This window comes from Actinomadura kijaniata NBRC 14229 (assembly GCF_001552175.1).
GTDB lineage: Bacteria > Actinomycetota > Actinomycetes > Streptosporangiales > Streptosporangiaceae > Spirillospora > Spirillospora kijaniata.
This window is the reverse complement of record NZ_BCQR01000143.1, coordinates 20,801-33,358: the sequence shown is the minus strand read 5'-3', so window position 1 is coordinate 33,358 and position 12,558 is coordinate 20,801. Positions and strand designations below refer to the sequence as shown.

Below are 12,558 nucleotides of genomic sequence, written 5' to 3'. Positions count from 1 at the left end.
GGAGGAGTCCGCGGCGGTGAAGGCGGGGGGTGTCGGACATGGCGGGAGCTCCTTCACGATCCAAACGTTGATCTTGGTTCAGTTGATCATGACGGGGCGTGGCGCGAAAGATCCCTCGAATCCGGATATTCGAGGCGACGGAGATCGCCAGGGCTGACCCGTCATCGCGGCACGACGGCGACCCGCGCGTTCAACGGGCCCGGACGGCCCGCTGATCGACCGCGCACGGCACCACCGGCCAGGGACCGGGACACGCCAGGACGCCGCCCGGTCCTCTGGGCGGGTCGGACGGGAGGCGACGAGCCGTGAGGGCGATCACCCGTGCGCTTCACGGACCCGGACGGCCCGCTGGCTGATGGCGCTCGGCATCGTCGGCCAGCGGTCATGGCGCGTCGGGATGCCGCTCGGCCCTCCGGCCGGGCGGGAGGTTCTCCTCAAGAGGGCTCTTTCTTCGCTGAGGCGTCTCCTTGTGGATCACCCGATGGCCCCGCGGTCTTTCCCCGCCGTCCGGACGGCGCTCAGCGGCGCTCCAGGTAGCGACCGACCGGACCCAGCGTCAGCAGGCCGCTTCCCGCGCCCGCCCACTCCCGCGCGGCCGGGGCGAGGGCGGCGCGGGCGCGTTCGGCGATCTCCCGGTCCCCCAGAGCGACGGCGGCGTGGGCGGTGAGGGCCCACATCGCCTCCAGGAGCAGGTCGTGGGGCGGTTCGGGGGTTTCGCGGAGGGCGAGGGCGGCCGCTTCGGCGCGTCCCCGCGCGAGCAGCACCAGGGGGCGCGCCCAGGGGTGGTAGGGGCCCCAGTCGAGGGCGCCGTCGGTGGGGGCGTCCAGGCCGTGGCGCAGCCGGAGGCACAGCAGCGCCAGGGGCGGCAGGCCGCGTTCCAGGCCGGGCATCCCGGTCCCGTCCAGCCGCGCGGCGGCGTCGCGATAGGCGGCCTCCGCCTCGTCGTAGGGCGCGCCGCTCATGTCGAGGCGCAGCGCCCGGTACCAGTGGGTGAACACGCCCGCCAGGGGGAGTTCGTGGCGTTCGGCCAGGCGGTCCACGGCGTCCGCGTGCCGGTCGGCCTCCGGGAGGTCGCCCAGCGCGCTGCGCGCCTGGAGGCGGATGAGGTGGCCCAGCACCGTGTACGTGGTCAGGCCGTGCCGTTCGGACAGGGCGATGATCTCCGCGCCGATCCCGTCCCGGCGCGGGGCCAGGCCCGCGCGCCCGCAGCTCTGCAGGAACGCGCCGTTGAGCGCGAACGCCAGCAGCCGCGGGTCGTCCAGCCGCCGGGCGATCTCCTCGGCCCGCCGGGCGGCGCGGGGGCCGCGTTCGCCCCGGTCGCCGCGGGACTCCATCGCGATGGTGGCCAGCAGCCGGGCCCGCGCCGCGTCGGCGCCGGCGGGCAGGCGGGGCAGGGTGCGTTCGGCGGCCGCCACGAGGCGGGCGGCCTGGGCGGGGTCGTCGGAGCGGGTCCAGATCGCCGGAACGTCGTAGGCCCCGACCACCCGGGCCGTCAGCTCCGGATCGTCCAGCTCCTCGGCGGCCTCGACCGCCGCCATGCGGTGCCGCCGGGCCGCCTCCAGCCCGCCGCCCCCGGTCACGGCGAGATCGCGCAGCAGGGCCACCGCCGACTCCAGCCGCGCCCGCGCGCCGGACGCCACCGTGCTGTCGTAGACGGCCGCCGTCTGCGCCCACACGCGGGCGGCCGCCCCGCCGGGATCGAGGTCCGGCGCGTGCGCGAGGATGTCGGTCTCCAGGCGGCGCAGCCCCACGCCGGGGTCCACGCCCAGGCGTTCGGCCAGGAGCGTCCGGGCGCGGCGCAGCACCTCCAGCGCGTCGGCCTGGCGGCCCGTCCGGTACAGGGCGAGGGCGAGCAGCCGCCAGGCGTTCTCCCGCCAGGGGTGCTCGGTGGTGTGGGCGTCGAGGTCCGGCACGGCCTCGGCGGCGCGGCCCAGCGACAGCAGCGCCTCGGCGCGGCGTTCGACGGCGGCCAGCCGCAGTTCGGCCAGCCGGGACCGCTCGCTCCGGCACCACTCCTCCCCGGCGAACTCGGCGTACGCGGGGCCGCGCCACCACCGCGACGCCTCCTCCAGCAGGGTGAACGCGTCGTGCGGCGGCAGGGTCGCGGCGTCGGCCACGGCGCGTTCGAAACGCCGGGCGTCGACGGCGTCGGTGCGCAGCGCGTAGCCCGGCCCCTCGGTGACCAGGAGCCGGGCGGGGGCGCGCGGCGGGCGTTCGGGTTCCAGCGCGCGCCGCAGCGCCGCGACGAACGTGCGGACCGCGGCCACCGCGCCGTCCGGCGGGTCCTCCCACAGGTCGTCGACCAGGCGCGCGGCGGGCACGACCCGGCCCCGCGCGACGATCAGCCGGGCCAGCACCGCGCGGTGCCGGGGCCCCTTCAGCCCGATCGGCCGCCCGTCGGCGTCCCAGGCCGCCACCGGCCCCAGCACTCCGAACTCGACCGCCACACGCCTCCCCTCCGTCCCCGCCACGGTAACGCGCTCATCGGTTGCTCATCGACGCCGCCGACCATGAAACCCGCTGGTCAACCACCACAAGGAGAAGAACATGATCCCCGGCTTCGACTACCTGCGCGTCCCCGTCGCCGACGGCGTGTCCCTCAACGCCGCCGTCGCGGGCTCGGGCAGCCCGGTCGTCCTGCTGCACGGCTTCCCCCAGACCCACCTGATGTGGCGGCACGTCGCCGCCGACCTGGCCGCCGACCACACGGTGATCTGCCCGGACCTGCGCGGCTACGGCGACAGCGACAAGCCCGAGGCCGTGTCCGAGGACGTCTACTCCAAGCGGACCATGGCCGCCGACATCGTGGCGCTGGCCCGGGAGCTGGGGCACGGGCGGTTCGCGCTGGCCGGGCACGACCGGGGCGCGCTGGTCGCGTTCCGCGCGGCCATGGACCACCCTTCGACGATCACGCATCTGGCCAGCCTGGACGTGCTGCCCACGGCGGACATGTGGGAGGTGATGAACGGCGTCGCGGCGGCCGTCGGCTTCCACCTGTACCTGATGGCGCAGCCGCCGGGACTGCCCGAGCAGATGATCGCCGCGAGCGCGGACGCGTTCTTCGGGCACTTCCTGGACCTGTGGGCGAACTCGCCGGACGCGATCCCCGCCGACGTGCGCGCCGCCTACCTGAGGGCCTGCCGCGAGGCGGTCCCGTCGATCGTCGCCGACTACCGCGCCTCGGCCGGGATCGACAACGCCCACGACCTGGCCGACCGCGCCGCCGGGAACCGGCTGCGCATGCCGGTGGCGGTCCTCCAGCAGGACTGGGGCGCGGCCCTCGGCTTCGACGCGGCGGGCCTGTGGCGGGCCTGGGCCCCGGACCTGGAGCACACCACCGTCACCTGCGGCCACTTCATGGCCGAGGAGTCCCCGGCGGAGGTGACCAAGGCCCTGCGCGCCCTGCTCGGCCGCTGACCTCCGGCTGAGGCGCCCGCGTGGAGGCCGACGGCGAAGTACTCCCCGTGCGGAACAGAACACGGCGTCTCGCCGCGTCCGCCGGAGCACCGGGCGCGGCGGCCGCCGCCCCGCCCCGCGACGCCTGGCGGCGGCTCAGCGGTCCCGGACCTTGTAGCCGCCCTGCTTGACCGGCCAGGCGGGGGCGGTGGAGGCGCACAACGGGATCTGGGCGTCCCTGGTCCCGGCGCGCAGCGCCCCGACCCTGCCCGGCTGCTCGCCCGCCCCGGTGTAGACGGTCAGCCCCACCCGCACCCCTTCGAGGAACGCCTGGTCAGGCGAGTGCTGCTGGTTGACGATCCCGGTGATGGTGGCGACGGGCCCGCCGACGGCCACGCAGTCGACGTCCAGGTTGAACCACGCCGTCATCTCCTGGCGGGTCTCGGTGTTCCAGAACCGGTGCTTGACGCGGACGGTGCCCGAGGCGGCGGACGGGACCACGGCGACGGCGTCCGGGTAGGTCGCGCGAGCGCCGTCCACGCCTATCCACAGGTCGCTCTTCCACGGTCCGGTGTGCTCACCGTCCCAGTCCAGGTGAGCGGCCCCTCGGACCTGTGCCGTATGGCCTCCGTCCGGCGTGGCCGCCCCGGCGGTGGTGACCGTGGCCGCCGCCACGGCCGCGGTGACGCCGAGGACGGCCGGCGTGCGGGCGATCACGTTCCTCACGGGGGTCTCCGTTCGCTCGGGAAGCGGTCCGTCGACTCTCACACCCGCCGCCGCGGCGCACCTCCCCCGCGCGACCGAGGCGAAGCCGGCTCCCTACCCCGCCGGGGGGAGCCGCCGCGCGTCCACCTCGATCTCGATCCTCATGCGGGGGTCGGCGAGGCCGCACACGAGCATGGTGGCGGCCGGGCGCACCTTGCCGAAGCGGCCGCGCAGGACCGGCCAGCAGGGTTCGAAGTCCGCCCGGTCGGGCAGCAGGTACCGCACCCGCACCACGTCGGCGAGGGTGCAGCCCGCCTCCGACAGCGCGGCCTCGATGTTGCGCAGGCACTGCTCGGCCTGCTCCACCACGTCGTCGGAGATCGTCATGGTGGCGTAGTCGAACCCGGTCGTCCCGGACACGTGCACCCGGTCGCCGTCGACCACGGCGCGGGCATAGCCGATCTGCTCCTCGAACGTCGAGCCGCTGAGGATCGCGCGTCGTTCCGTCATGCGCCGAACACTAGGGCGACCAGCGGATATACGTCTAATACGCCAATGGGGACCGTCTGATATCTCTAGGCGTATGGAGCGGCCCGAACTTCCCCTGCAACAACTGCACGCCTTCGTCGTGCTCGCCGAGGAACTCCACTTCGGTCACGCGGCGGCCCGCCTGGGCATCGCGCAGCCGCCGTTGAGCCAGCAGATCCGCCGGTTGGAGGACAAGGTGGGCCATCCGCTGTTCCACCGGGAGCCGGGACGCGTCTCCCTCACCCCGGCGGGCCGCGAGCTGCTGCCCGCCGCCCGGCGCGCGCTCACCGGCCTGGCGGACGGGCTGGCCGCCGCGCGGGCGGTCGGCGGCGGCCGGGCCGGCCGCCTGCGGATCGGCTTCGCCGCCTCGCTCGCCCTGACCGTCCTGCCCGACCTGCTGCGCCGGTTCCGGGAACGCTTCCCCGACGTGCGCCTCGACATCCACGAGATGACCACCGCGCCGCAGATCGCCGCCCTGCACGACAAGACCATCGACGTCGGGCTGCTGCGCGAGCCGGCCGACGAGGCGGGGCTCGGGTTCGAGACCGTCCTGACCGAGCCGTTCGTGGCGGTCCTGCCGTCCGCGCACCCGCTCGCCGCGCAGCGCGCCGTCCCGGTCGCGGAGCTGGCCGACGCCCCGTTCGTCCTGCCGCCCCGCGCGGTCGGTCCCGGCCTCCACGACCAGATCGTCGGCCTGTGCGCCGCGGCGGGCTTCACGCCCCGGGTGGCCCAGCGCGCCGTGGAGTGGCAGACCGTCTGCGGCCTGGTGGAGGCCGGTCTCGGGGTGTCGCTCGCCCCGGCGAGCATCCGGCGCATCCGCCTCCGAGGCGTCGCCTTCCGCCGGATCGCGCCCGGTTCCACCCGCACGCGGGTCGCCGCGGCCTGGCGCCGCGACGACCACAACCCCCTGATCGCCTCCCTGCTGGCGACCGTCGGCCGGCGCCCCGGCCCGCCGGGCTGACGAGGGCCCGTCGCCGATCACCTGCCGACGCGCGGGGCCACCCGGAGGAACACCCTGGCGTGGTTCGGGGCGCCCCGGGTGGTGATCACCTCGATGCGGGCGCGCACGTGCCGGCCGTCCACGGCCACGACCGCCGCGTCCAGCGCGTCGGCCTTCACCCGCAGCGGGGTTCCGGGTCACGGCGCGCCCCTCGTCGAGCGCCCGCCGGAACCGGCTCGGCGTCGAGATGGTCGTCCGGCGGATCCGCGGCACGGACATCGCCGTCGCGCTGATGAGCGCCGGAGTCCACGACGGCCTCGTCGTGGACTCCGGCCGGTCCTTCGAGGACTGCGAGGCATGGTTCAGGCGCGCGTTCGTGTCCGCCCTGCTGGGCTGGTGCTCCGGCCGCGCTCCCCTAGCCGTGGACGGCGTAGGCCCGGATCACGGTCTGGTCGACGACCCCGGTGACGGCCGCCCGCAGGGAGACGAAGCCCGCCTTCGGGTTGGTCAGGGTCGCCACCCACGCGCCGCCCCTGCGGGTCACCGGGACGGCCTTCCAGGTCCTGCCCTCGTCGGACGAGGCCCACAGCTTCGGAGCGGCGCCGCCCGCGCGGCCGGTCGTCAGGGTCACCTGCTGGCGGGCCCCCGCCCTGCCCCTCGACCGGGCGTCGAGGGGGGTGCGGAAAGTGAGGGACGGCAGGGTGATGACCTTGTCGTCCCGTACGGCGAAGCGCCACACCGCGCGCTGGCGGACGGCGAGGGGGGAGAACGGGGAGGCGCGCTTCTCCTCCACCGTGAGGCTGTAGTCGCCCGGCTCGGGCACCGGCCACTTCCAGGCCGTGCCGGGATGGTCGGAGGTGTAGACGGTCTTCCCGTTCGCGTCGCGCAGGACCGAGGTGCCGGTCGATCCGGGATACGGCGCGATGGCGCTCGTGCCCGCGTCCGTCGAGTGCGTGCTGACCGCCAGTGCCGGCTCGCCGCCCTCGTGCTCGCCCCAGATGACGACCCCGCGGGGGCTGAACGGGGCGGGCGTCAGGCGGCGCTGGTACGGGCCCGCCTTGGGGAAGCGGTCCTGGCGCGCCCACACCTCCGTCGTGTCCCACCCGAAGCCGCAGTCCGGCGTGGTGTTCATCCAGTCGATGTCCCACGTGATGCCGGGCGTGTAGTACTCGGTCCGGGTGGCGGGCGCCGCTCCCACGCCCGTGTAGAAGCCGATCCGGATGCCGCCGTCCGCCCAGAGCGGCGAGGCGTGACCGCCGGCGCAGACCGGGCGCCCCTCGGTGCCGTACCCGGTCCTCACCGCGGCCAGGTCCCTGGTGCGCACGCGCAGGCCCGGCTTCCGCGGCACCCCGCCCGCCCGCTGGCTCGCCACGTTGTAGACGTAGGGGCTGCCGGTCTCGGCGCCCTTGCGGGTGAAGACGGCGTGCAGGCCGAGGGTCAGGTCCGGCGTGGACGCGGTCGGCGTGATGTAGGCGTTCCTGAGCTGCATCATCGCGGACGTGACGACCGGCCGCCCCGCGATCTTCTGGATGACGCGCACCTCGCCGTTCAGGAGCCCGGCGTCGGCGCGGTCGACCGTCGCCGCGACGGGCACGGCCGCGCGCGCGTCGAGCAGGATCCTGGTGGCCCCGGTGATCGCCACCTTCGGCCGGTAGACGAGGGCCGAGGAGGTCGTGCCGTCCGGCTCGGCCGTGGCGACGCGGGTCAGCACGGCATAGCGGCCCGCCGGGAGCTCACCCTCGACGTGGCCGTCCCGCAGCTCGACGAAGAACGGGTCGTCGCCGTTCAGCGGGTGGAACTCGACGGCCGTCTGGTCCGCGGGCGGCCTGCCGCGCCGGTCGAGCACGTCGAGCGCGACCCGCACACCCGCCTGGACGCCCAGCCGCCGCGCCTTCGCCGGGCGGCGCGCGTTCCCGGTCACCGCCTCCTTCCGCAGGCCGTGCGGGAAGCGGTCGCGGATGTCCGGTGACGTCGGCGTGGCGGTCCGTGCCGTAGCCGCGACCCGGCCCGCGTTCACCGGGTCCGGTCCGCTCAGCACCGCCGCGCCCATCGTGCCCGCGGTGACGGCCGCGACCGCCGTCGCGGCCACGGCGAGTGTCCTCTTCTCGGCCAAGGGGTCTCCCTCCATCGCGACGGCCCGCGCCTCGCGCCGTCTCGCGGGGGACATGTCCGGCCCCGGGAGATCATTTCAACGCGGGACGCCCCGTCCCACGCGGGTGGGGACGGGGCGTCCGGGCGAACGGGATCAGGACCTCGGTGTCGGGGACGGCACCCCCGGCGTCGAGGCCGGCGGCCGCCCCTCCCGGCTGGCCTCCTCGGTGGGCTTGGGACCGACGAAGAGCAGCACCTGACCGTGCGCCCACGGGGAGGCGTCGTGGACGTACCAGTCCCCCGGCACCTGCCCCGGGTAGCGGATCTGGGACTCGTTGCCCACCATGACCCGGTACTCGGGCGCGGTGATGTTCCGCTCCTTCAGCGCGGCCAGCACCCGCGACAGCCGCTGCTTGCGGTACACCATGCCGTGCAGGGCCTCTCCGCGCGCGTCCGCATGGGCGGTGCTCGCGTACTTCTCGCCGCGCCGCGCCGCGCGGCCGAAGACGACGGCGGCGCTGCCCTTGTAGCCGATCCGGATCCGCACTCCCACGGTGCAGTCGTCCCCGCCGCTCGGGACCTCGCAGGCGCCCTTGACGCGGATCTGGGTGATGTCGTCCGGGCGCGTCCCGTCGCTGGTGTCCTCCATCACGACGGTGCCCACGATCGAGGGGGAGACGGGGACCAGGCTCAGGCGGACGTTCAGGCCGTGCTTGGCGAACTCCTCCTTGTACCGCGCCGGGTCGGCGTACGGGTCGCGGATCCGCACGTCGAGGTAGCGGCCCTTGCGGGTGAAGCTGAGCGCGGAGACCAGCGTGACCTGTCCCTGCGTGGCCCGGGTCGGCGTGGCCCCCACGGAGCCGCCGGAGTCCCCGGACGGGGCGGCGAGCATGACGGCGACCGCCGCCCCGGCTACCCCCGTGGCCAGCAGCGGCAGCCCGACGGTCAGCCCGCGCCGGAACCGGGACCGGGCCGGGACGGCGGCGGGTTCGTCGGCCGTCGCGGTGGTCGCGGTGATCCGCCTGGCGAGGTCGGCGGCCGTGTCGTCGGTGAGCAGCTCGGCGGCGCGGGCGTCGGTGACCGGGGTGAGGCGGCCGACGAGCGTGTCGATGTCGTGGTTCATGCGCGTTCTCCGTTGATGACCGCTGCCGACAGGGCGTGGGTGTGCGGGGTGCGGGCCCCGCGCCGGTCGAGTTCGCGGGCGAACCGGCGGCGGGCCCGGTGCAGCCGGATCCGCACCGCGTTGCGCGAGCAGCCCAGCACGGCCGCGATCTCGCCGCGGTCCAGGTTCTCCCAGCCGACCAGGGACAGCAGTTCCCGGTCGTCCTCGGACAGTTCGCCGAACGCCGCCGCGATCGCGGCCAGCTCCCCCTCCGGCCGGGGCCCGCGGTGCGCCGCCAGGTCGATCCGCAGCTGCCCGGCCAGGTCGCCGACCAGCGCCGACCGGCGCCGCTCGCCCCGGTGGTGGTTGGCCAGCACGCGGCGGGCGACGCCGTACAGCCAGAGCTTGGCCTCCCCGCCGCGCGGCACGTCGTCCAGCCTCCGCCAGGCGATCAGGAAGGTCTCGGCCAGGACGTCGGCCGCGTCCTGCGGATCGGTCGTGCGGCGCAGCGCGTATCCGAGGATCTCGGCACGGTGGGCCGCGTAGACCCGCTCGAAGCGGCGTCTCCGTTCATCGGGTGGAGGGGAGCTCTCCGGGATGGCTGACACATGCCTTCCTCTCGCCGTACGGATCGGACGAGCACCACATGTCCGCCACCGGACGAGCATTTCACCTACCGGCGGCCCGCGCTCACGGGAGGAAGCGCACCTCGGGGAAGCGCGGCGACGGCCCGTCCAGCAGGTGGTCGTCGCGTTTCCGCAGGTGCAGGTCGAAGAAGGAGCGGACGTAGGCCCCCTGGACGGCGAACGACCGCGCGGGATCGATCGTGCCGACGAGCGCGGCGCCGAACTCCTTCGGCGTCACCCCCGCCCGGACCATCCGCGGGACGTACGCCTGGAGGTCGCTGAACGAGTGGTGCTCGGTGCCCGCGACCTGGATGCTGCGCCGCCAGCCGCGCAGGCCGTCCCAGAACGGCCGGATCGAGGGGTGGTCGTGGCTGCCGCGGTCCGCGTTCACGATCATGAACGGGCGGTCGAGGCCGCGTTCCACCACCGGACCGAGCGGCCCCTCCCGGGACACGAACCCGCCGTCGAGGTCGACGCCCGCGTCGATCCGCCGGTCGTCGGACATCGCCTGCGCCGACGACGCGCCGCCCAGCGAGTGCCCGAACATGCCGACCCTCGTCAGGTCGAGGGCGCCCTTCAGGCCGCGCGGCAGCGCGCGGCGCCCGGCGTCGGGGTTGCCGCCCCGGGCGAGCCGTTCGAGGCTGTCCAGCACGAACCGGGCGTCGGCGCTGCGGGTCGCGTACTCCTTCCGCATGAGGTCGAACGACGCCGACGGCGGCTGCCTGGAGGGCTCGACGCGTCCGCCGGGGAACTCCACCCCCATGGGGTTGTGGGTGTGGTCGATGCTGACGACCACGTAGCCGTGGCCGGCCATCTCCTCGGCGAGGGCGGTGTTGAGGGTGCGCGGCATCCGGTTGCCGGGCGAGAGGAGCAGCACCGGGCGCCTGCCGCTCTTGGCGGGCGCTCCCGCGCGGGCGTGGCCGCGGATCCCGGCCCAGTCCACCCGGTCGGCCCCGGCGAAACCCTCCTGCTCGGCGGCCGTTCTCCCGAAGTGCGCGGCGGCGTTCGGCGGCATCGCCGGGGCCCTGCGGTACCCGTCGGCGCGCTTGGCGGGATACCAGAGGCTCACCATCAGCTCGCGGTACGGCCTGGACGGCACCCAGGGGTCCGGCCGCGACCGGTCGACGAGATGCAGCTCGGTCATGCCGAGCCTCGCGGACCCGGTGGGCGTGGGAAGGGCGACCCTGACCCCGGACGGGGCCGGCGCCGGGCGCGGCGTTCCGGCGACGGCGGCGGACGGCAGGAGGGAACCCGCCAGTGCGGCGGTGACGAGAACGGTGGTCGTGCGACGCATCGCTACCTCTCGGAGAACGGATTTCCGAGAGCAGAGCCTGCCGCGTCCGCGCCCGCGTCTCGTCCCCTGCGGGGCTGACCGGAGTCCCTCCCACGACCGACCCTCCCTCCCCCGGACCGGGACCCTGCTCCCATCGCCGCGCGGCGTCGCTTCGCGATCAGCTCGCGGGCCGACCCGCTTCGGAACGCTCCTGGGCCGCGCCCTCCCGGGACGGCCGTCTACCGGTGGTCCGGGCCCGGCCCGGCGGTGCCGTCAGGGTCGGTCTCGGGCCTGGTGTAGAGGATCTCGCGGGCCTGCTCGGCGGCGCGGGCGGCGCTCTCGCTGACAAAGTCCAGGAAGCGGGCGGCGCCTTCCAGGCGGGCGCCGGCGGGGGTGCGGGGGCCGAGGACGGTGACGCCCTGGCGCGCGGTCTCGACGACCCGGACCAAGGCCCGGGCGTTGGCGACCATCGACTGGTACCAGACGTCCTCGTCGACGCTGTAGCGGTCGCGGCGGCGTTCGTCGCGTTCCCGGCGGACCATGCCCTGCTCCTCCAGGAACGCGATCGCCTTGGAGACCGACGCCGGGCTGACCTGGAGGCGCTGGACGAGTTCGGAGGAGGTGAGGCTGCCGGAGTCGGTGGTGTAGAGGCAGACCAGCACCCGGGCCATCATCTTGGGCATGCCCGAGGCCATGAAGACGGTGGTGAACGCCTCCTCGAACTCCAGGACGGCCTCGGGGTCGCGTCCGTGCGGCTGGGGGACCGACTCCGCCCCTCGGGAGGCGGCGGGCCTGCGCCGGTGGACACGGCGTTCGGCGGCGCGGTGGGCCAGGTCGGGCCGGTAGCCGGTGGGGCCGCCGTTGCGCATCACCTCACGCGTGATCGTCGAGGTCGGACGGCCCAGACGCCGGGCGATCTCGGCGTAGGCCAGGCCGTCGGCCAGCCCCAGCGCGATCTGCTGGCGGTCCTGCTGGGTGAGCCTGCCTCCCGGCATCGCGGTCTCCTTGTCGTCCCGGCGTCCCTGACGGCGCCAGCATAGCGTTCACCGGCATTCCAGTGCAACGAAACGGGTTCCCTGTTGCGTTACTTTTCAAGCCCCCATGCAACGATTATCCTGCATCTACCTGCGTAAACAATGTTTGCAAGCAACGAGGATGTTGCTGAATCCGTCAAAGCAACGTAGCTTTTCCAATGTCAGAAACGACGAGCGCAGGAGCCCACGATGCAGAAGTTCGACACCCCCGCCCCGATCACCGCCGCCCTGGAGATCCCCGCCGGACGCGTCCAGCTCATCGCCGCCGACCGGGCCGACACCGCGGTCGAGGTCCGGCCCGCGAACGCCTCGAAGGGCCGCGACGTGAAGGCGGCGGAGCAGACCACGGTCGAGTACGGCGACGGCGTCCTGCGGATCACGGCCCCGGGCGGCAAGCAGTTCTTCGGCCCGTCCGGCTCCGTCGAGGTGACGGTCCAGCTACCCGCCGGTTCCCAGGTCGAGGCCAAGGCGGCCAGCACCGAGCTGCGGGTCGTCGGCCGCCTCGGCGACCTCGCCTTCGACGGCGCCTACCACCAGATCAAGATCGACGAGGCCGCGAGCGTCCGCCTCACCGCGATCGACGGCGACGTCGAGGTCGGTCGGTTGAACGGCCCCGCGGAGATCAGCACCCAGCGGGGCGACATCCGGATCGCCGAGGCCACGGGCGGCACGGTCGTGCTGAGCACCCAGTCCGGCGACATCTCGGTCGCCGCCGCCACCGGCGTCTCGGCCGCCCTGGACGCCCACACCTCCCACGGCCGCGTCAGCAACGCCCTCCGCAACGACGGCACCACCGAACTCGACATCCGCGCCACCACCTCCACCGGCGACATCGCCGCCCGCAGCCTCTGAGGATCACCCCC

The 12,558-nt window shown here is 74.8% G+C and carries 12 protein-coding genes; 3 read left to right on the top strand and 9 right to left on the bottom strand.

Translation table 11 applies throughout. The annotated features are described in order from the left end of the window. Positions 1–518 precede the first annotated feature (518 nt). Positions 519–2,447, bottom strand: a complete 1,929-nt coding sequence (locus tag AKI01S_RS35830) for an AfsR/SARP family transcriptional regulator (RefSeq protein ID WP_067828188.1) — start codon at positions 2,445–2,447, stop codon at positions 519–521. Between the two features lie 100 nt (positions 2,448–2,547). On the opposite strand from AKI01S_RS35830, the gene AKI01S_RS35825 reads away from it, so the two are divergent. Further along, positions 2,548–3,417, top strand: a complete 870-nt coding sequence (locus AKI01S_RS35825) for an alpha/beta fold hydrolase (protein WP_067828185.1) — start codon at positions 2,548–2,550, stop codon at positions 3,415–3,417. A 135-nt stretch (positions 3,418–3,552) separates the two neighbouring features. On the opposite strand, the gene AKI01S_RS35820 is transcribed toward AKI01S_RS35825, so the two are convergent. Together AKI01S_RS35820 and AKI01S_RS35815 are read right to left on the bottom strand one after the other, a co-directional pair. Beyond that, the gene (locus AKI01S_RS35820; RefSeq protein WP_067828182.1) at positions 3,553–4,122 is read right to left on the bottom strand and encodes a hypothetical protein; all 570 of its coding nucleotides are present in this window, start codon (positions 4,120–4,122) and stop codon (positions 3,553–3,555) included. A 93-nt stretch (positions 4,123–4,215) separates the two neighbouring features. After that, on the bottom strand, positions 4,216–4,611 hold the full coding sequence (locus tag AKI01S_RS35815; RefSeq protein ID WP_067828179.1) for a RidA family protein: 396 nt from the start codon (positions 4,609–4,611) through the stop codon (positions 4,216–4,218). Positions 4,612–4,684: 73 nt separating this feature from the next. Between AKI01S_RS35815 and AKI01S_RS35810 the strand changes: the two genes are divergently transcribed. Beyond that, complete coding sequence (locus AKI01S_RS35810; RefSeq protein ID WP_067828176.1) at positions 4,685–5,590, top strand: LysR family transcriptional regulator; 906 nt, start codon at positions 4,685–4,687, stop codon at positions 5,588–5,590. A gap of 17 nt (positions 5,591–5,607) precedes the next feature. Here the strand turns inward: AKI01S_RS35810 and AKI01S_RS51160 are convergent, their stop codons facing one another. The 6 genes from AKI01S_RS51160 to AKI01S_RS35785 all read right to left on the bottom strand — a co-directional run bounded on the left by AKI01S_RS51160 (position 5,608) and on the right by AKI01S_RS35785 (position 11,656). Then, positions 5,608–5,748, bottom strand: coding sequence for a hypothetical protein (locus tag AKI01S_RS51160; RefSeq protein ID WP_157420394.1), 141 nt, complete (start codon positions 5,746–5,748; stop codon positions 5,608–5,610). A gap of 236 nt (positions 5,749–5,984) precedes the next feature. Next, positions 5,985–7,682 carry a hypothetical protein gene (locus AKI01S_RS35805; protein WP_157420392.1) on the bottom strand — a complete coding sequence of 566 codons (1,698 nt, stop codon included), beginning with the start codon at positions 7,680–7,682 and terminating at the stop codon, positions 5,985–5,987. 132 nt (positions 7,683–7,814) lie between these two features. Continuing rightward, positions 7,815–8,783, bottom strand: a complete 969-nt coding sequence (locus tag AKI01S_RS35800) for a hypothetical protein (RefSeq protein ID WP_067828171.1) — start codon at positions 8,781–8,783, stop codon at positions 7,815–7,817. Next, complete coding sequence (locus AKI01S_RS35795) at positions 8,780–9,370, bottom strand: RNA polymerase sigma factor (RefSeq protein WP_369688757.1); 591 nt, start codon at positions 9,368–9,370, stop codon at positions 8,780–8,782. Before AKI01S_RS35795 ends, AKI01S_RS35800 begins: the two co-directional genes overlap by 4 nt. 82 nt (positions 9,371–9,452) lie before the next feature. Beyond that, positions 9,453–10,682, bottom strand: a complete 1,230-nt coding sequence (locus tag AKI01S_RS35790; RefSeq protein WP_067828167.1) for an alpha/beta hydrolase family protein — start codon at positions 10,680–10,682, stop codon at positions 9,453–9,455. Between the two features lie 218 nt (positions 10,683–10,900). Next, positions 10,901–11,656, bottom strand: a complete 756-nt coding sequence (locus AKI01S_RS35785) for a GbsR/MarR family transcriptional regulator (protein ID WP_067828164.1) — start codon at positions 11,654–11,656, stop codon at positions 10,901–10,903. Positions 11,657–11,884: 228 nt separating this feature from the next. Between AKI01S_RS35785 and AKI01S_RS35780 the strand changes: the two genes are divergently transcribed. Beyond that, positions 11,885–12,547, top strand: a complete 663-nt coding sequence (locus AKI01S_RS35780; RefSeq protein WP_067828161.1) for a DUF4097 family beta strand repeat-containing protein — start codon at positions 11,885–11,887, stop codon at positions 12,545–12,547. Positions 12,548–12,558: the final 11 nt, after the last annotated feature.